The organism is Planktothrix sp. PCC 11201 (assembly GCF_900009135.1).
GTDB lineage: Bacteria > Cyanobacteriota > Cyanobacteriia > Cyanobacteriales > Microcoleaceae > Planktothrix.
In genome coordinates this window covers 13,055-33,809 of record NZ_LT797708.1, presented here as the reverse complement: position 1 = coordinate 33,809, position 20,755 = coordinate 13,055, and the positions used below count along the sequence as shown (strand labels likewise).

General features: G+C 40.2%; 15 protein-coding genes. 10 read left to right on the top strand and 5 right to left on the bottom strand.

Going from position 1 to position 20,755, the window contains the following annotated elements; all coding sequences use genetic code 11:
- Positions 1-89: 89 nt before the first annotated feature.
- Positions 90-1,271: a class I SAM-dependent methyltransferase gene (locus tag PL11201_RS18430; RefSeq protein WP_079680358.1), complete on the top strand. Its 1,182-nt coding sequence runs from the start codon at positions 90-92 to the stop codon at positions 1,269-1,271.
- Positions 1,272-1,682: 411 nt separating this feature from the next.
- Complete coding sequence (locus PL11201_RS18425) at positions 1,683-2,453, top strand: PEP-CTERM sorting domain-containing protein (RefSeq protein WP_079680357.1); 771 nt, start codon at positions 1,683-1,685, stop codon at positions 2,451-2,453.
- Positions 2,454-2,805: 352 nt separating this feature from the next.
- Here the strand turns inward: PL11201_RS18425 and PL11201_RS18420 are convergent, their stop codons facing one another.
- Entirely contained in the window at positions 2,806-3,819 is a 1,014-nt protein-coding gene (locus PL11201_RS18420) for a (S)-8-amino-7-oxononanoate synthase BioU (RefSeq protein ID WP_079680356.1), read from the bottom strand.
- 75 nt (positions 3,820-3,894) lie between these two features.
- On the bottom strand, positions 3,895-4,509 hold the full coding sequence (locus tag PL11201_RS18415) for a hypothetical protein (protein ID WP_079680355.1): 615 nt from the start codon (positions 4,507-4,509) through the stop codon (positions 3,895-3,897).
- A 233-nt stretch (positions 4,510-4,742) separates the two neighbouring features.
- Between PL11201_RS18415 and ureE the strand changes: the two genes are divergently transcribed.
- The 6 genes from ureE to PL11201_RS18385 all read left to right on the top strand — a co-directional run bounded on the left by ureE (position 4,743) and on the right by PL11201_RS18385 (position 9,086).
- Complete coding sequence (gene ureE, locus PL11201_RS18410) at positions 4,743-5,180, top strand: urease accessory protein UreE (RefSeq protein ID WP_079680354.1); 438 nt, start codon at positions 4,743-4,745, stop codon at positions 5,178-5,180.
- Positions 5,181-5,375: 195 nt separating this feature from the next.
- Complete coding sequence (locus PL11201_RS18405; protein ID WP_079680353.1) at positions 5,376-6,065, top strand: urease accessory protein UreF; 690 nt, start codon at positions 5,376-5,378, stop codon at positions 6,063-6,065.
- 50 nt (positions 6,066-6,115) lie between these two features.
- Positions 6,116-6,715 (top strand): urease accessory protein UreG, encoded by a 600-nt coding sequence (gene ureG, locus PL11201_RS18400; RefSeq protein ID WP_079680352.1) that lies wholly within the window; start codon positions 6,116-6,118, stop codon positions 6,713-6,715.
- Between the two features lie 195 nt (positions 6,716-6,910).
- Positions 6,911-7,759, top strand: coding sequence for an urease accessory protein UreD (locus PL11201_RS18395; RefSeq protein ID WP_079680351.1), 849 nt, complete (start codon positions 6,911-6,913; stop codon positions 7,757-7,759).
- Between the two features lie 27 nt (positions 7,760-7,786).
- Positions 7,787-8,092, top strand: a complete 306-nt coding sequence (gene ureA / locus PL11201_RS18390) for an urease subunit gamma (RefSeq protein WP_079680350.1) — start codon at positions 7,787-7,789, stop codon at positions 8,090-8,092.
- Positions 8,093-8,165: 73 nt separating this feature from the next.
- A complete protein-coding gene (locus PL11201_RS18385; protein ID WP_079676644.1) occupies positions 8,166-9,086 on the top strand; it encodes a transposase family protein in 921 nt (306 codons plus the stop codon).
- Between the two features lie 314 nt (positions 9,087-9,400).
- Here PL11201_RS18385 and PL11201_RS18380 read toward each other — a convergent pair whose 3' ends face one another.
- Positions 9,401-10,681 (bottom strand): HhoA/HhoB/HtrA family serine endopeptidase, encoded by a 1,281-nt coding sequence (locus PL11201_RS18380; RefSeq protein ID WP_079680349.1) that lies wholly within the window; start codon positions 10,679-10,681, stop codon positions 9,401-9,403.
- Between the two features lie 385 nt (positions 10,682-11,066).
- On the opposite strand from PL11201_RS18380, the gene PL11201_RS18375 reads away from it, so the two are divergent.
- Together PL11201_RS18375 and PL11201_RS18370 are read left to right on the top strand one after the other, a co-directional pair.
- Positions 11,067-12,113: a diguanylate cyclase domain-containing protein gene (locus PL11201_RS18375; protein WP_079680348.1), complete on the top strand. Its 1,047-nt coding sequence runs from the start codon at positions 11,067-11,069 to the stop codon at positions 12,111-12,113.
- Complete coding sequence (locus PL11201_RS18370) at positions 12,106-15,951, top strand: GAF domain-containing protein (protein WP_079680347.1); 3,846 nt, start codon at positions 12,106-12,108, stop codon at positions 15,949-15,951. The genes PL11201_RS18375 and PL11201_RS18370 overlap by 8 nt, the downstream gene beginning before the upstream one ends.
- Before the next feature lie 109 nt (positions 15,952-16,060).
- Here the strand turns inward: PL11201_RS18370 and PL11201_RS18365 are convergent, their stop codons facing one another.
- Together PL11201_RS18365 and PL11201_RS18360 are read right to left on the bottom strand one after the other, a co-directional pair.
- Complete coding sequence (locus tag PL11201_RS18365; RefSeq protein WP_079680391.1) at positions 16,061-17,212, bottom strand: SpoIID/LytB domain-containing protein; 1,152 nt, start codon at positions 17,210-17,212, stop codon at positions 16,061-16,063.
- Positions 17,213-17,280: 68 nt separating this feature from the next.
- Positions 17,281-20,700: a PAS domain-containing protein gene (locus PL11201_RS18360; protein ID WP_079680346.1), complete on the bottom strand. Its 3,420-nt coding sequence runs from the start codon at positions 20,698-20,700 to the stop codon at positions 17,281-17,283.
- Positions 20,701-20,755 lie beyond the last annotated feature (55 nt).

Below are 20,755 nucleotides of genomic sequence, written 5' to 3'. Positions count from 1 at the left end.
TAAGCCGTTGTTGGGCTTTAGCCCCTCTTTCAAGAAGTGCCCAAGCACAACAACGGGGACTGTATTAATATTATAAATAATTATTGAATATGGATCATGAAAACAATCTAAATTTATGGGATTTTATTGCTCAAAAAATCAAGGATAATCCTCAAAATAGAATTACTTTTGCTGATTATATGAACTGGGTTTTATATCACCCAGAATATGGATATTATAGCATCAATAAACCCAAATTAGGCGCGGAAGGGGATTTCGTGACTTCTCCCTATTTAGGATCGGATTTTGGGGAAATGTTAGCGGAACAATTTTTCCAAATGTGGGAAATTTTGGATTTTCCTAACGCCTTTACTTTAGTAGAAATGGGTGCGGGACAGGGAATATTAGCCAGCGATATTCTGTTATATTTACAAAAAAAATATCCTGCATTTTTCAAAAGTTTAAATTATATTATTATCGAGAAATCTAACTTTCTCAAAGCGCAACAACAACACCAACTCAAAAAAACTCTCTCCAATATAATATCAATTCAATGGTGTGACCTGGAGGATATTCCCAATAATAATATTATCGGTTGTTTTTTCTCTAATGAATTAGTCGATGCCTTTCCCGTCCATCAAGTTATTGTCCAAAACAAACAACTTCAAGAAATTTATATTACCTTAGATTCAGAGGTTAAATTTAAAGAAATTATTGCCGAACTTTCTACCGAAAAAATTACAGACTATTTTAAATTAATCGATATTAATTTATGCTCTAATATTTACCCAGAAGGATATCGAACTGAGATTAATTTAGTCGCCCTAGACTGGATGAAAACCCTCTCTACTAAACTGAATCAAGGTTTTATTCTAACCATTGATTATGGTTATACCGCCCAACGATATTATCTTCCCAGTCGCACAGAAGGAACTCTACAATGTTATTATCAACATCGTCATCATAACGATCCCTATCTGAATATTGGTCGCCAGGATATCACCGCCCATGTTAACTTTACCGCCTTACAACTTTATGGGAAAGACTGGGGAATTGATGCCGTTGGGTTTACACAACAGGCTTTATTTTTAATGGCTTTAGGGTTAGGCGATCGCATCGCCGCTCTATCCCAACCTTCAGACTATTCTATTTCAGAAGTATTACAACGACGAGAATGCTTACACTCTTTAATTGATCCGATGGGTTTAGGCAACTTTGGCGTCCTTCTACAATCTAAATTAAGCCCCTCTCAACAACAGATTCCCCTTCAAGGGTTGAGTTTTCCCATTTAAGGCTCAAAAAAGCTCCGACGGTCAAAAACTTGATGCTGATCTGCGTTTTTTTGCGGATATGGCAGAGGATCAAGTATGATTTACCACCTATATACGGAGATATTTATACGGGATCTTGTGATCAAACTCACAGCTTTGATCCCCAAACATTCATTTTTATTTTAGGTAGATATAAAGTCCACACATCCGATAGAAAGGTTTTTTTAGCTAATTTCATCATCCCTTTATATTTGTATCGACCTATTGTAAACCTTCGGTAAAAATAACCAATATTTACTAAAATCTATAGACAACCCCCAAGTATATTGGGTAATATTGGTAACAGGGTAGGACAAAGAGACAAAGAACGGCACAGTTCAATCCCCTTGTTTCTACCCCAGGCTATAAAATATAAAAGATGAGGCTGATCAGATGAAAACCACACTATCTAAAATTATCGGTTCTGCTATATTAACTACTGGAGTTGCGGTTTCCCTGGTTACGGCACCTGCATACGCTGGCCCAAAACCCCCTCCCCCACCAAATCCGGCTGCCATTCCTGTTAATGCTTCAGATTTGGGGATATACGATACAACAACCTTTGGATTTAGCAACATCTTCGGTGGCGACACAGTTGGAGATGGTCTTGTTGGCCAATTTAAGTTTAATGTTAGCAAAACTAATACCAATCAAGTTTTGTTCCAGTTTGAAAATACAGGTGCAGTATCAAGTGCATTTATTAGCCAGATTAAATTCTCTGATACCAGTAGTGATTCAATTAATAATTTATTTGGGATCTCTGCTATCGCATCTTTTTACAATAAAGGAATTGTTGGTTTTGAAAAAGATCTAAATGATACAAACTTGGCTCAATCTAACCTGATTACAGGTTGGCAAAGCAATGACAGCATTGGTTTTAATTCAATCCAGCAAGGTGCTAATAGAGACGGAATTGACCAGACAGAAAAGTTGGGTTTGCTGTTCGACGGTAGCTTTGACAAAGTGATTAGTAAGTTGAATTCTAATCAGTTAAAAGTTGGAATGCACGTTCAAGGAATTTATGGCAAAAGTGACACTTTTGCCAGCTATGTTGCACCTCCCAAACCCCCCGCACCCGTTGAAGTTCCCGAACCCACCACATTAGTTGGTTTAGGTTTAGCCTTCGGTGGAATGCTGGCTTCCCGTCGTCGTCAATCTAACTAGGAAAGCGATGATTAAATTAATCATCCCACACTCCTCAGAAATGACGTTAATATCTGTCTCACACTGTTGAGATCCTCAGCCTTCATCTTATCCAAATAGTAGCGGTACTCATCATGCCGCTACTTTATTTGAGAAGTAGATAACTCCAATTCAGGCTGTATTTACAAGATTTAATCAATTGCATATCCCAACAATAAAACTACTATCAAAATCAGATTACAGGGTGCATTTATCTATTAATCAACATATAATAAACATTAAAAAATACAGTTTTAACTCAGGTAGAATTTTAATCTCCCTGAGTTTTTTTAATAACCCTTAAAACCTGGATTGGTTTGTTCCCTATCCCCTACTATCTAACAAATTGAGGCATAATTTCTGCCGCCGTAAATAAACCGTGAATCCCTCGACGATGCAGTTGAATTCCTGCTTTTAAATAGCCGAAAGCTGGCCCACAAACATTAGCCGCCATACTGGTTTCATCCCCTAAAGTAAAGGTATGGGTTGAAACTTTCCCTTCAAAGGTTCGGCCTGTAATTTGAACATTTGTACTCAAGGGTTTTTTCGGGTTGCGAGTATCCACAATTCCACCGACAGTAACGCGATCGCGTGAACAAATACCCGCCAACTCTAACATAATATCATCGGCGTGTTCCATATTTTCTAAGGTCAGTAACCCGCCTGTTTCTGCTAATAAGGCTTCTACCTCGGCATCGGTCATCGCTCTAGCTTGTTCAACGGTATATCCGGGTAAATGACCAATATCCTCTCGAATGGTAGCGCGATAGGCTTCCCAGTTGGCGATACCGACCCCAAAAGTAATTTTAACGCTATGAATTTCCGTATAACTTTGGGCCGCCAGAGCCGCCGCGGCGGTTAATAACCCGGGAGTGGCTCCACATCCGGTCATATAGGTAATTCCAGCGGCTTGTAACTCGTCCTTGAGTTCTAATAATAATTCCACGGCACTCGTCCGTTTAATCGCATCGACTAATACCCCTCGCCATCCCAACTGAATAAAGGTTTTAGCCACACTGGCCATAAAATCATTGGGTAAATTCGGCAAAGCCAGAAAATACCCCTCAACCCCTGGGGCGGTTTTCACTAATTCTTCAATACTCTGATTACTCAAAACCCCATGGGGTTCTAAATATCCCACCGACCCTTGAGCTTGATAGATCTCAATACAGCGATTCGGGTTCAGTCCCTCCCCATCATAAGCATAACCCTTTTGATCGGCCACAGCTACCCACTGCATTTGCTGTTTTGGGGCTAAAACCCGTGTTGCTGCCTGTCCTAGCCCGCCAAATCCCAAAATTCCCACCCGAATCGGAGACAAACCCGTATTAACCATTACTGGACTCATTAAATCTGATTGAATTTAGACAATCTTTAATTGTATAGCAGGGAACACCGGAACACCGGAACAGGGAATAGGGTTTTAATTTCCAGACCCATTGGTGTCCCCAGACGCTGGGGGAGATGGCTCAGAAGTGGGACTAGAATTGGTTTCTGGTAATACTTCGTCCTTTGTTGGTTGAGCTTGAGGAGCCGCCGGAGGCACTGTTACGTTAACATTGGGAGCGGGTTGGGGAGCCGCAGGGGGAACTGTTACGTTAACATTGGGAGCGGGTTGGGGAGCCACAGGGGGAACTGTTACGTTAACATTGGGAGCGGATTGAGGAGCCACAGGGGGAACCGTTACGTTAACATTGGGCTTAGGTTGGGGGACTTGTACGGGAACAGGAACAACTTGAGTTCGATTTCTCTCAATAATCACTGTATCTCGCCCTGGAGCTTGAGTTTTGGGAGTATTAGATTCCGATTGTCCCGGCCCTACGGTTGGAGCCTTGGAGTCATCGGGTTTAAATAAACTCGGCCAAACTACAAAACCAATTCCTAATGATAATAATACAGCAATTCCTATACCAATTAATGTACTCCAAGCTATATCATTATTAACTTTAGTTCTTTCATTTTGACGAATAGATTCATCCCTTACGGGGTCAGGAGTCTCCTGATTAGAATGGGGCTGATTTCGAGGTTGATTATTCATAGGTTTTTCCCAAGGTTCATCTCAACTAAAAACGAATTGATTTAGATGAGATAATTAGGTTAAATTTACCTAAAATTATGGGTTAAATTCATCTATCTGAAGGAATAACCTATTTTGATCTAAAAGTTGTTGGGCTTTAGCCCTTCTTGAAATCAGTGTACAAGCACAACAACAAGGAATTTATTAATAGATTCAGTTAAACTTTATTCGATTAGTTCTAATCATCTGCAATTATGATTATTTTTACGCAATTAGTTCCAGAGAAAGAGAATCAAAAGGTTACAGTTCATCTCGCTCTAACCGCAGAAGAACGCACAAAAACCCGTCAATATATTGAAACTTTAGAGGGTGAAACCTATTATCTTCGTCTTCCCAGGGGAATAGTTTTAAAGGCGGGGGATTTATTAACCTCTGATGCTCAAGATATTTGGGCAAAAGTTGTTGCTAAACCCGAACCTATTATTACGGTCAGGGCTAACCATTCCCTCGATTTATTAAAAGCGGCTTATCATTTAGGAAATCGTCATGTTCAGTTAGAAATTACCGCCGACTATTTACGATTTTCCCCCGATCCTGTATTATCTTCAATGTTATTGCATCAAGGATTAACAATTCAAGAAGAAATTGCTCCTTTTTATCCTGAAAGGGGAGCTTATGGACATGATCATTAATAATTGGGTAATGCGGATCACGGATTTAAGAGGATTTCACGGATTTCACGGATTTTAATTTGCGTTAATGCGTAATCCTATTAAATTCGTGATGGGTAATGGGTAATAGGGAGTATAATATATTGATGCCAATAATTATTATAGTTTCTGATTTGAGGTAGTATATTAAAGATTCTATATCTTGGCTTTTTTTTAATGATTTTAAATTTATTACAACTTTCCAGTCCAGCTTTACCCTTGGGTGCTTATAGTTATTCAGAGGGTTTAGAAACTTTAGTTGAAACTGAAATTATTACTGATCATTCTAGTTTATTACAGTGGTTAATTCAAGACCTGAATTATGGGGCAATTCGACTGGAAGCTGCCTTAATGGTTCGGGCTTATCGCTGTGTGATTAATCAAGATTATAACCAATTTAGTTATTGGAATCAATGGTCAACGGCGGCGAAAGAAACGGCCGAATTGCGACAACAAAGTTGGCAGATGGGGAACACTTTAATCCAGCTTTTAGTTAATTTGGAAAAGGTAAAAAAAACAGATTTAGAGTTACCTCCTTTGAAAGATTGGACGGAAAAAGTGGGCAAACCTTGTAATTATGCGATCGCATTTGGACTAGGTGCAGTTTATTGGGATCTTGATCTCAAAAATGCCCTACTGGGATATCTCTATAGTTGGGCGACTAATTTAATTAATGCTGGGGTAAAACTAATTCCCCTAGGTCAAACCATGGGTCAAACTTTACTCTTACAATTACACCCAGAAATAGAATCAACAGCTACGGCTATTTTACAATTAGAAGATGAGGATTTAGTCAGTTGTAATTGGGGGTTGGCTTTAGCAAGTATGGCCCATGAAACCCAATATAGTCGATTATTTAGAAGTTAATTATATCAATTTATGGTATAATTAACTTAGATAGTTTTTCTCTTAATTTTATGTCTGGTTTAAGAATTGGAATTGCCGGGCCAGTGGGTTCAGGAAAAACAGCCTTAGTTGATGTTTTGTGTAAGCAAATGCGCACCGACTATCAATTAGCGGTGGTTACAAACGATATTTATACTCAAGAAGATGCTCAATTTTTGGTTAATTCCCAAGCCTTAGAAAGCGATCGCATTTTAGGAGTAGAAACCGGAGGTTGTCCCCATACAGCGATTAGAGAAGATGCTTCATTAAATTTAGCCGCAATTGAACAATTAGAAACCAAATTTAATAATTTAGATCTGTTATTTGTAGAAAGTGGTGGGGATAATTTAGCGGCTACCTTTAGCCCGGAATTAGTGGATATTACCATTTACGTTATTGATGTAGCCGCCGGAGATAAAATTCCCCGCAAAGGTGGGCCAGGAATTACAAAATCCGATTTATTAGTGATTAATAAAATTGATCTCGCGCCCTTAGTCGGTGCAGATTTAGGAATTATGGAAAGGGACGCGAAAAAAATGCGAGGAAACAAACCCTTTGTATTTACCAATTTAAAAACTCAACAAGGATTAGATGCTATCATTAAATTTATTAAATCCCACTTAATCCCGTAGTAAGCCCTTCAGGGCTTTCTTTGTTCCCTAGAGTTATAGTAAAAACCAACATTAATAACGATGTATAATTATTGGTTTAGCAATGATAAAAACTTGAAGAAGCCCTGAAGGGCTTACTACTATTAATAACGATGTACAATGATTAGTTTAGCAATGATAACAACCTGAAGAAGCCCTGAAGGGCTTACTACTTTTATGAAAAATTTAGAAATCAATGCCTCGCAATGGCAAGGAATATTAGATTTAGATTATCAAAAAATCAACAATTCCACTCAGTTAGTAAAAGCCTATAGTCAAGCTCCATTAAAAATTCAACGTTCCTTTTATCCTGAAGGTCAGGAGATCTGCCATAGTATTATACTACATACCGCCGGAGGAATGGTAGGGGGCGATCGCCTATCTCAAACCATTAATTTACAACCAAAAACCCAAGTAGTATTAACCACTCCCGCAGCCAGTAAAATTTATCGAAGTTCGGGAGAAACTGCCCATAATCATATTAAAATTGAAGTCCAAGAAAAAGCCTATTTAGAATTTATTCCCCGGGAAATAATTATTTTTAATGGAGCTATTTTTAGTCAAGATCTCCGAGTTAATTTAGCTCCCGATGCTTGTTATTTGGGATGGGAAATCACCCGATTTGGACGCACAGCCAGGGGAGAAATATTCAATCAAGGACAGTGGAAATCCTGTACAGAAATCTGGCAGAATGGCTGTCCGGTTTGGATTGATCGACAGGGGTTTATCGCAAATGAAGAAATATTGAATAGTCCCCATAGTCTGGCAGGAAAATCTGTAATTGCCAGCTTAATTTGGGTGGGACAACCTGTTTCTGAAGATATTGTTAATAGTATAAGACAATTGTGGTCACAGCGAGAAGCTTCTAGTCAAGCTGGAGTGACCCAATTAATATCTGGATTGCTCTGTCGCTATCGGGGAAATTCGACCCAAGAGGTGATAAACTGGTTTACGGATGTTTGGCAGTTGCTCCGTCAAAATTATACGGGAAAATCAATCGTCAAACCTCGTGTCTGGCAACTTTAATCTCTTAAAAATTATTCAGAAAAGTTTATGCAATTATCCCCGCAAGAAAAAGATAAGTTATTAATTTTTACGGCTGCTTTATTAGCAGAAAGAAGGAAAGCAAAAGGACTAAAATTAAACTATCCTGAAGCCGTTGCTTATATTACGGCTGCTATTTTAGAGGGGGCTAGGGAAGGGCAAACTGTATCGGAGTTAATGAGTTATGGAAAAACAGTTTTAAAGCGGGAAGATGTTATGGATGGTATTCCCGAAATGATTCATGATGTACAGGTAGAAGCTACCTTTCTCGATGGGACAAAATTAGTTACGGTTCATGATCCTATCAGCAATTAGTCATTAGACATCTCCGAAATAAAAATGGGGAGGGATAGCAAGATGGTAAAATTTGATTTTACCCCAAGGAGAGATGACTAAATTAAGAGGCTATCTGGACAAGAATCCCCAGCAAACAAAAAGGCTATTAGGGATGGAATATGAACAGTTGATAGAACTAATTCAAGCCGCGGAGTTATTAGAACAAGAAAAACGACAAGAACGAGAAAAAGCTAAGATCAGGTTGATTAAAGCAGGTGGGGGTCGTCACCAGAAATTATCTGTGGAGGAACAAATCTTACTAACTCTAATTTATCTGCATCAGATGCCCACATTTCAAATGTTAGGGTTACAGTTTGAAGTGAGTGAATCAACAGCGAATGATATTTTCCATAACGGGATAAAAATATTGAGAGAATTACTGCCAGCCAGTTTACTTGAGCAAGTAAAAAAAAACGAGAGTGATTGGGAGTGGGTAGAAAAAATTCTGCTGGAATATGAGTTAGTAGTAGATAGCTATGAACAGCCCATGCAAAGACCAACAGACAATGAAGAGCAGAAAAAATATTACTCAGGAAAGAAAAAAACACATACCTTTAAAAATCAAGTCATTGTCATGCCGAGCGGGAAAGAAATAGTGGATGTAGCTGTGGGTTATACCGGAGCAACAAGCGATCTGAAATTGTGGAGAGAAAGAAGGGAGGAATTGGGGAATCATCAAAAATACAGGGGGGATAAAGCTTATGTAGGGGAAACAGCAATTAATACACCACATAAGAAACCGAGGAATCAAGAAATATCCCTTGAAAATCGAGAAGAAAATCGGTTAAAAGCCAAACAAAGGATTGTAGTCGAACATTTAATAAGACTGATAAAAATTTATCGAGTTGCTTCAGAAAGATTTCGGTTAAAGAGCCAAAATTATGAAGCAGTAATCTTGACAGTATGTGGACTAATAAGATGGCGAATAGGAGCGATTGTATTATCATCTAAGAATTGCCCAGAATACTTTTGAAAAATGATTGAATATCAGAAATAAAATTCATTAATTATTATTAATGTAACTGAAAAAGCCTATGAATCCGTTACTTTAGGAGAAACCGGCACAGGAGTGCTAGAGACTCAAAAAGTAGCGATAGAGGGCATTTGAGGATTTTCGGAGATGTCTATTAGTCATCAGTCATCAGTCATCAGTCATCTCCAAAAATATCTATATTCTGCTGTGGGGGTAAGGCGCACCCATGGGTGTCAACTTAATTTCCTCGCCCCTACGACGAATGGGATATCAAACTATTAACTGATAACTCAAAACTGATAACTGATTACTGATTACTGATTAATGGGGATAGCTCCGGTTTTTACGTCTAAATTGAAGGGTTGACCTTGACGTTTGATTTGCATTTTTAACTGACTTCCTACCGTTACATTCTCAACAATTTGTTGGATTTCATCGGCTTTAGTGACGGTGATATTATCCACTTGAATAATCACATCTCCAGCGCGTAGTCCAGATTTATGGGCGGGAGAATTGGGCACGACTCGGGCAATCAAAACCCCTTGATCTTCATTGACACTAATTGGACTATTGGGATCTTGATTTAAACTTTCTTTGACTTCAGGAGAAAGCGTGACCATTTGAATTCCTAAATAGGGATGTTCAACTTTTCCCGTGGTGGAAATTTGATCGGCAATGTGTTGAACCTGATTAATCGGAATCGCAAATCCTAAACCCTGGGCACCTTGAATAATCGCGGTATTCATCCCAATTACTTCACCCTTTTGATTGAGTAACGGCCCACCAGAATTACCAGGATTAATAGCAGCATCGGTTTGAATAAAACTGACTCGTTTATCAGGAATGCCAACTTCACTTCCCGAACGACCAGTGGCACTAATAATACCCACAGTTACGGTATTATCTAATCCTAATGGGTTGCCAATAGCGATCGCTAATTCCCCTGGTTGTAAAGCCTCAGAATTACCTATGGTCAGGGTCGGTAAATTATTAGCTTGAATTTGAATCACGGCAACATCAGTTACAGGGTCAGTGCCAACCACTTTTCCTTCAAATTGACGACCATCTTTTAAGACAACCGATACCTTTGTTGCCCCATCAACAACGTGAGCATTGGTAATAATTCGACCATTGGAATTAACAATAAATCCTGACCCGGAACCCCGAACAATTTCCTGTTGAGGCGCATTGGGCATTTGAGAACCAAAGAAGCGCTCAAAAAAGGGATCATTAGACTGTTGTGGCATCTGATTTTCAACGGTTTTGGTCGCGTTGATTCGGACAACGGCTGGCCCAAAACGCTGTACCACGGAAGCCACCAGGTCAGGAGTGGCAATTGTCCCAGGGTTGGCACTGACCGGGGCGGGGAGGGCGGTCGGGGGTACGGGGGATATCGCCGTCGGGATGGTGGGTTGAGGGCGTTGGAGTTGAGGCAGAATAGACATCCCAGCGATTCCTGCGCCTACCCCTAATAAAACTAAAGATAAAGATGTTAAAGATTGGGTTCTCGGACGTTGAGTTGGACGGGGTGTTTCCGTCCATTCCAACCGAGGGGACTCTAGGGGAGAATTTAAAGCATCAAAATCAGATTTCATTGTAATACCTCTATCTATAAGGATTTAAGGGGATAGAACTTTTCAGTGCTTTACCCCGATATTCTTGAAGTTACAGGTTGAATATGACGTTGCTGTGGCAAAGATATGACAAGGAGATGAAGATTTTAGTAGGGAGCAGAATTAAGTAATTTTACGGATTATGGGTTTAATTTATCACAAACTACTAGGGTTAGTCGATTTAGTCTTGGCTGTATTCGGGTTTATCCTTGATATAATTAGAAACATTAATCTGTCAATAAACAGCGTATAATTCTGATAAAATCATCTGAATAGTTAAAGATCAGATTTTTTGATTTTTTAAATCATCAAAATTTAGACATTAATTTATTCATAGTTCATTTTAACCTTTTCCCCAATATTGATAATGATTGATTTTGCAAATTCAGAATCTCCCTTGGGAAGTATTTTATTAGTTGATGACAAACCTGATAATTTAAGACTATTATCCACCATGTTAATGGAACATCAATATGAGGTCAGGCGGGTGACAAAAGGAGTCATGGCATTAAAAACAGCCAAAGCAGCACCTCCAGATTTGATTGTTCTGGATATTAAGTTACCCGATATTGACGGATATCAGGTCTGTGAATCCCTCAAATCCGATCCGATGACGGCGGAAATTCCGATTATTTTTATTAGTGCTTTAGATAATGTTTTAGATAAGGTTAAAGCTTTTAGTGTGGGAGGAGTTGATTATATTACTAAGCCATTTCAGGTGGAAGAAGTATTAGTGAGAGTAAAAAATCATCTGACTTTACGAACCCAACATCAACAACTCATCGCCCAAAATGAACGGTTACAACAGGAAATTCAAGCTCGCAAAGAAATTGAAGCTGCCTTACAAAAATCTCAACTGGAATTGCAAAAACTCAACCAAGAATTAGATCGATTAGCCCATTTAGATGGACTAACTCAAACGGCGAACCGACGGCAATTTGATCACTATTTACAACAGGAATGGGAGCGGCTCATTGCTCAACAAAAACCCCTGTCTTTGATTATGTGTGACGTCGATTATTTTAAGTCCTATAATGATACCTATGGTCACCAAGCGGGGGATGATTGTTTACGAGCGATCGCCCAAGCCATTAGTCAAGCCATCTACGGTTCTCCCGGTTTAGTTGCCCGTTATGGGGGGGAAGAATTTGGGATTATTTTACCTGAAACCCAAATATCAGAAGCCCAAATGATCGCTCAAAATATCCAAGAAAAAGTAGGAAATTTACAACTGGTTCATGCCGGATCTAAAGCTAGTTCTTATATTACTTTAAGTTTAGGCATAACCTGTCTCGTTCCTCGGCTAGATTCCAGTCCATCATTATTGATTGAATTGGCAGATCGCGCTCTCTATCAAGCCAAAAAACAAGGGCGAAATTGTATTATTATATTACTTGAGGAAAGCTATGTCTGAAAATCCATCTATTTCCATTAGTACCGCAACCCAAGAACAATTAATTGAAGAAGTTATCAGTCTACAAAAACAAGTCATAGAACTCGAAAAAAATAAGAGTACAGAACCCTATCAAGTAGCACAACAAAAAGCCTTATTTGCTGTCATCAGTAAAATTAGAGAATCCTTAGATTTAGATAGTATTTTTAAGTCCACAGCCATTGAAGTTCGTCAACTTTTAAATGCCGATCGTGTAGGAATGTACAAGTTTGACTTTGATTCTAAATATGAATGGGGAGAATTTGTTTCTGAGGACGTTTTACCTCATTTCCGTGCAGCTTTATCTGCAAAAATCAAAGATCATTGTTTTGGGGAACATTATATTAATTATTATACTCAGGGTAGAATTTGGGTATCCGATGACATTTATACTTTAAAATTACCCCGTTGTTATGTACAAATGTTATCCCAATTTCAAATTAGAGCAAATCTCGTTGCCCCCCTACTCAAAGGGGAAAAATTATGGGGATTATTGTGCATTCATCAATGTTCTGGCTCCCGGGTCTGGAAAGAGTCGGAAATAGAATTTGTTCGCCAAATTGCCACCCATTTAGGAATCGCCTTACAACACGCTGAATTTGTGAAACAGTTACAAATGCAGTCCGAATATTTAACCCAAGCAGTTAATCAGGCCGTTGAACGAGAAAAAGCCGTAGCTGCAATTATTAATAAAATTCGTCAATCCTTGCAACTGAATACAATTTTTACCACAACAACCCAAGAAGTTTGTCAACTTTTAAAAGCAGATCGGGTGGTAATTTATCGATTTAATCCCGATTGGACGGGAGAATTTTTAGTGGAATCAAAAACAGAAGAATGGAAATCTTTAATTGAAAAACAACAATATGATCCAGAATTTAAACGCAATGTGAGTGAATGTAGTATCAAATATTTATCCCATCTCTCCATCACCGATAGCTATTTACAGGAAACCCAAGGGGGAGATTTTACCAGAGGAGAAATATTTAGGGTTTGTAATGATATTTATCAAGCCAATTTTTCCCCCTGTTATATTCAAACCTTAGAAAAGTATGAAGCTAAATCCTATGCGATTATTGCCATTTATCAAGGAAAAACATTATGGGGTCTATTGGCAGCTTATCAAAATCAAAGCCCGCGAAATTGGCAAAAATCAGAAATTAATTTTTTAATTCAAATTGGCGGACAATTAGGAGTCGCAATTCAACAAGCGGAATTACTCGCCCAAACGGAACAGCAAAAACGAGATTTAGAAACCATATTAGAAGCCGAACTCCATCGTCAATCGGAAAGTTTAATTGAAGAAGCAGAACGAGAAAGAGCTTTAGCACAAGTGATTGATAAAATTCGCCGGACTTTAGATATTAATACGATTTTTGAAACGGCAACGGCGGAAGTGCGTCAACTCTTAAATGCGGATCGAGTAGCGGTGTTTAAATTTAAACCCCATTCCCATTGGAATCTAGGAAAATTTGTCTCGGAAAATGTGTTATCTCCCTTTTGTTCGGTATTAGAAACTCATATAGAAGATCACTGTTTTGGGGAAAAATTTGCTCAGAATTATCCCTTGGGTCATGTTCAGGTTTTACCCAATATTTATCAGGAGGGATTAAGCAATTGTTATGTACAGCTTTTATCTCAATTTGAAATTCAGGCTAATTTAGTTGTGGCGTTACTCAAAGGCGATGAATTATGGGGGTTATTATGTATTCATCAATGTTCAGAACCTCGGGAATGGCAGACAAAAGAAATTGAATTTGTGCAGAAAATTGCTGTACAATTAGGAGTAGCCTTGCAACAGGCAGAACTCCTCACCCAAGCTCAAAAACGTTCAGAAGAACAGGCAAAAGTTGCCGAGCAAGAACGAGCTTTAGCACGGGTAATTGATCGAATTCGCCAAACCTTAGATATTGATACTATTTTTAGTTCCACCACCCAAGAAGTCCGACAAATTCTTCAGTGCGATCGGGTTGTCGTCTATCATTTTATCTCAGAACGCCGTGCAGAATTTATCTTTGAGTCTAAACTTTCTGGGGGGATTCCATTAGAAGAAGCAGAACATAGAAATCTCTGGTTAGATACCCATTTGCAATATCCCCAAATTGGTCAATATCAAAACCACGAACCTTTAATTATTGATGATATTGTTCTAGCCGCTTTATCCCCATCTCATCTGCGGGTTTTAGAAGGATTTCAGATTCAGGCTTATATCTTAGTGCCAGTTTTTGTCGGGGAAATTCTCTGGGGATTATTAGGAGCTTATCAACATAATAACTCCCGTCATTGGGAATTGCGAGAAGTAAGTCTTTTAACCCAAGTTGCCAATCAGTTAGGGGTTGCCATTCAACAGGCTAAACTCCTAGCTCAACTTCAGGAAGCCAAGGAAACCGCCGATGCTGCTAACCAGGCTAAAAGTGAATTTTTAGCGAATATGAGTCATGAATTAAGAACCCCTTTAAATGCAATTTTAGGCTTTACACAAATTTTAGCTAAAAATCATCAATTGAGTTCTGTACAACGGGAATCTTTGAGGATTATTGAACGCAGTGGAGAACATTTACTTGATTTAATTAATGATGTTTTAGAAATGTCAAAAATTGAAGCGGGACGACTGACATTAAATGAGACCACTTTCGATCTTTATCATTTATTAAATAATTTGGAAGAAATGCTAGAATTAAAAGCAGAAACCAAAGGATTAAAATTGATTTTTGAACGAGATCAAACCGGATCTCAATATTTAAAATTAGACGAAAGTAAACTGCGCCAAGTCTTAATTAACTTACTGGGAAATGCGATTAAATTTACTGAATCTGGTTCTGTAATTTTGCGGGTCAAGCAAGAAATCAAGATATTATCTACGGAAAAACCTGTGATGATTACTTTTGAAGTGGAGGATACTGGCCCGGGTATTGCTGCCGACGAAATTGAATTATTATTTGAAGCCTTTGGACAAACAGAAACAGGTAGAAAGTCTAAGGAAGGGACGGGCTTAGGGTTACCCATCAGTCAACAATTTGTACAAATGATGGGAGGAGATATTACTGTTAATAGTATTTTAGGACAAGGAACAATCGTGAAATTTTTTGTTCAAGCGGGTTTAGCAAAAAGCGGAGATATTCAACCCCAACCCTCTAAAAAATCTGTGATTCGTTTAGCTCCAGAACAACCTAAATATCGGATTTTAGTGGTGGAAGATGCGATCGAAAATCGTCAAGTTTTAGTGCAGTTATTATCGATGACAGGGTTTGAAGTTCAAGAAGCAATTAACGGTCAAGAAGCGATAGAATTGTGGTCAAGTTGGCAACCCCATTTAATTTGGATGGATATGCGAATGCCGGTGATGGATGGGATGGAAGCAACTCGGCGCATTCGAGTTCATTCAACCGATAAAAATTCCCCCATTATTATCGCCTTAACCGCCAATGCTTTTGAAGAAGAACGCGCCCAGGTTTTGCAAGCTGGATGTGATGATTTTGTGAGTAAACCCTTCCGAGATTCTATTATTTTTGAAAAAATGGCGACTTATTTAGGATTAGAATATGAATATGCAGAATCAGACCATTCAGAAAATTTAAGAGCCAATTTGCCGGAAATCTCTGACCCTTCTAATCTGACCTTAGATGCTTTATTATTAATGCCTCCAGCTTGGATTCAAGAATTTCATGAAGCGGTACTCTGTACCAAAGAAAAACGGATTTTTGAGTTAATTCAGCAAATCCCTGAACCTTATTCAGCTTTAGCCTTTACCCTGAAAAAATTGGCTAACGAATTTCAATTTGATCAAATTTTAGCAGTTACGGAAACCCTCGTCCCGTAGTAAGCCCTTCAGGGCTTCTTCCCTATCTCTAAATATGATCAGAGAGTCCTGAAGGACTCACTACGATATCTCTAAATATGATCAGAGAGTCCTGAAGGACTCACTACGGTTAACGAACATCGATTTTTGCTAAGGTCGTATTGCGATAATAGTGGGCTAGAATTTGTTGATAACCATATCCACCCCGAGCTAAGTTATAGGCTCCCCATTGACTCAAACCCACCCCATGACCAAAGCCACGACCCGTGACCTGAAAACTAGTTGTCCCACTTTTGCGATTGACTTGAAACCGGGTACTGCGAAGTCCTAAAGCTGAGGCGATATCATCTCCACTTATGATTCGCGTCCCTTTGTCGCCAACTACTTTCATCGCCAGAATACTACCATAGGCTGAAGTCCGTTGCGGAGTCATCGTTGTAATATTCCCGACACCAGAAATCCGTTTACTTAAATCTCCCTGAGAAAAGGTTTTTGTCCATTCAAACACCGGAGTTCCTTGGTCAAAGTCAGGGACTCCCCGTAAATAGGGTAAGGGTTCATTCCACACATCCTCAACGTTTTCGGTATGTCCCCCAGAAGCAGAATGAAAGGCTGCTAAAATGGCTTGACCGTTATAGGTCAAAACCTGTCCCCGGGTGGCATTCACCGCCGCCAGGGTTCCCGTGGATTCAGTAATTAAACCTTTATAGACCTGCGAATTTTGATCATCTCCGACATCAAAAACCCCATTACTACGCTGACGTTTGTAGAGAGCGTAGGTTCTCGCTGCAACAGCTTGAGCTTTCAGGGCTTCCTGGGGCCATCCGCCATCCATTTCCGCCCCCAGAACACTATAGAGATATTGCTCTAAATCAACGTAATTAATCGCTGTTAAACCGCCATTCCGAGGCACTAGTAATACCCGCCCTCGATACCAACCATTACCTATCCAAACATTACCCCCATTGCTGGGATCAACCCAGAGTTGAGATCCTTGCCAGTTTCCCAGGGCTACATTTCCCGATTTGGCTTGGGCGACACCCCCTCCCATCGCCGCCAACTCCCCTAGGACTTTACCATTGCCATCTCGGACAACAGCCTGGGTGGTGCTGCCGACTTTAACCTGATTTGCACCGTCTTCGATGGCGACCCTTAATAAGAGTTGGGCTTGGGCTGGGGCGACCAGACAAAACCAAATGAGCAACGTCCTCCACCAATAGCGTTGGAAACGTTGTACAGAGTTAGTAAAAATATTTTGGGGTTGGGTAAAGGAACAAACCATAATTTTGATCAGATCCAGCACCGATTAATCTATCACAATTTTAGCTCCTTACTTTTTTTTAAGTCCCATTAACTGTTTTTATCTGGTTGTGCTTTTGTTTCTCGTAAAGGCAACCGCAGAAAAAACTCCGTTCCCTCTCCCAAAATCGAAGTAAAATTTAACTCCCCACCGTGATTTTTAGTGACAATTTGATAGCTAGTCGGTAATCCCATTCCTGTGCCTTTACCCACGGATTTGGTCGTAAAAAAGGGATTAAAAATCTGCTCTTGAACTCTTTTGCTCATGCCGATACCGTTATCTCGAATCGAAATAAATACCCGATTCAAAGGTTCAATCCTGGTGGTGACTGTAATGATGCCATAATAATCCGAATTCATTTCACTGTGTTGTCGCTCCTCAATAGCTTGAATCGCATTGACAAACAGATTCATAAACACCTGATTCAACAAACCAATATAACATTCAACCAGGGGTAAGTCCTGATAATTTTTGATCACTTTGATCTCGGGATTTCCCGCCCGACCATTCAAGCGATTTTGTAAAATAACCAGAGTGCTATCGATATTTTCGTGCAGGTCTACGGCTTTTAAGTCCGCTTCGTCTAACCGAGAAAAAGTTCGCAGAGACTTGACAATATCCCGAATCCGCGAGGCTCCGGTTTTCATAGAATGGATAGTTTTTGGAAAGTCTTCAATTAGGAAATCTAAGTCGATATCTTCAATAAAATCCCTAATCTTTTCTGGGGGATGGGGATAGAACTTTTGGTAAAGTTGAATTAGTGATAATAAATGCTCGGTATATTCTGAAGTATAAATTAAGTTACCATAAATAAAGTTAACGGGGTTATTAATCTCATGGGCAACCCCGGCCACCAATAGCCCCAAACTCGACATTTTTTCCGCTTGAATTAACTGAACTTGAGTATCTTGTAATTCCCGATAGGCTTTCTGAAGTTCTCGGCTTTTCGTTTGTGATTCCTGGTAGAGTTGGGCTTGGTCAATGGCGATCGCCACCTGATTGGCAATACTCTGTAACAACTCAATTTCATTATCCTGCCAAGGGCAATCACCCGTACACCGTCCTAACTCAAAAGCCCCCACTTTACCGCGACTATGGATCGGTAAGGCTAAATAGAGGGTAATTCCCATGGACTGACAAAAGGCAGTAAGTTCTCCATCCCCTAAAACCCTGATATCAAAATGATAGAGTTGTTCACTAAAAATCCGCTCAAACAGTTGAGGAAACTGATTCAAGGGATGGGAGCCAAGGCAGTTTTTAAATTCTGGGGTTTTTTGTTGCCGCACCACTTCCCAGGTCGGGGGGTCAAAATCAGGGCGATACCAACCAAAGGTACAAATATCTACCTTGAGTTCTGCAAAAATAGCATGAACCGCACTTTCTAAAATCGTATCCAAATCCAAGGAGTTCCGAATTTCGCTGCTAATGTCATTTAAGAGTTGGGTGCGATTGAGTAGGTCGGCTTGTAGGGCTTCAGCCTGCTTGCGTTCGGTAATATCCATCACCGTCCCAAACATCTGCACCAATTCCCCCTCCTGAAACTCCAATTCTGCCCGGGTGTTGATATGGCGGATTTCTCCATCGGGGCGGAGGATGCGAATATCAAAGTTTTGAGGAATGCCTTGCTGGGCTTCGGTGATTCGTGCTTCCAAGAAGGCGCGATCATCCGGGTGAAATTGTTGCAGATGGTCGTGAAAACAGGGTTCTCCTTGATCCCGAGTCATACCAAAGATGCGGAATACCTCCTCTGACCAATTGAGTTGATTTGTAGTCACATTTATAGACCAGTTACCCAGATGAGCCACTTGTTGGGCTTTTTGCAGTTGCTTGGCGACTTCTTGTAGGGCTAGTTCATGGGCTTTGCGTTCAGTGATATCATAATGAATCCCAATAAAACGCACGGGCTTACCCTGTTTATCCCATTCGATGATCTGTCCCCGGTCTAATATCCATTTATAGTTGTCATCTTTACACCGTAGGCGATATTCAATTTCATAAATCGGGGTTTTGCCTTGGATATGTTGGTCAATCAAATCACAAGCTGACCCTAGATCCTCTGGATGTACTCGGGTTTCCCAGGCTTTTAGGGAATTTTCAAATTCATCTACTCCATAGCCCAACATGGCTTTCCATTGCTTAGAAAAGACTAACTGATTGGTTTGTAGATTCCAGTCCCACGTCCCGATACTGGCTGCCTCTAAAGCCAGTTGTAAGCGGACATGATTTTCATGTACCGTGATTTCCGCTTGTTTGCGATCGTGAATATATCGGGCAATCCCCAAACACCCGATCACCTGTCCTTGGTCATTAGTGAGGCTCGACACATTAGCCGAATGCCAATAATAATTCCCATCTTGATGTAAAGCTCGATATTCAGCCCCCCGGGATTTTTCCCCTTGTAAAGAGCGTTGGAAGACATCTAAACAAATCGGCAAATCTTCGGGATGTATGACATCCGAAAAGGAGCGATTCAACAGTTGGGCCGTTGAGTAGCCCATCACTCCTTTAAACGTGGGGCTGATATAGCTGAAAGTGCCATCAAGATCGGCGATAAACACCATATCATTGAGGTTATCGATTAAATTACGAAACTTGCTTTCACTCAGGCGGAGTGCCTGCTCTGTGGCTTTTTGGGCCGTAATATCTTGAATATAGCCATACCATGTCGTGCTGCCATTCGCTTCCCGTCGGGGGGTGGCATGACCCATCACCCATAATAATTTTCCCTGGGGATGAAAAATGCGATATTCGCAACACCAGGGGATCAGATCCTTAGCCGAATCAATAATGGACTGACTCACCCGCTCTAGGTCTTCAGGATGGATGGTTTTAAAAACCTCATTAGCGTCTTCCCGCACCATTTCTGGGGAAAGCCCATAAATTGCCCGCATCCCTTCACTGGCATAGGGAAAATGGGATCGGCCATCGGGATGCAGACAAAATTGATAAATTGCCCCAGGGATATGATGAGCAATTTTTTGTAACCGAGACTCCTCCTCATCGATGGTCTGTATCCCTGACTGACTGTGGGGCTTTTCTCTCTCCGTTGGAGGTTTCAGAGGGGTTTTTCTGACACTTTTACCTGGGCTACGGCGGTATTGGCGTGCCGTCATATCCCGAAATGTCAACAGGTGAAAATGGGGAATAAAGTTAATCGTAATCGCATATTTGACTTGTCGTACCAATCCATCGGGCCGGAGCAGGGAAAATTCGCCCTGTGTTTTATCCTGTCGGGTTTCAAGGGACTTTTGCCAAGCTGGACTGAAATCTAACCCCAGTTTTGCACAATCCCGGATCTCAGATCCGATCAGCTTTTGACGAGACACCCCCAAAAGTTCACAGGCGGCCGGGTTAGCATCGAGATAATACCCTTGATCGTCAACGATCAATAAGGCATCCAGGGACGCGGTAAAAAGTGCCTGGAAACCTTGGTTTTCTTGGACAACAAATGGGGAAATAGAATCAGGCATAAGTTTAAATTTTGCAATAGTTGGGCTTTGAATTTAAGCTATTGCACGGAACATC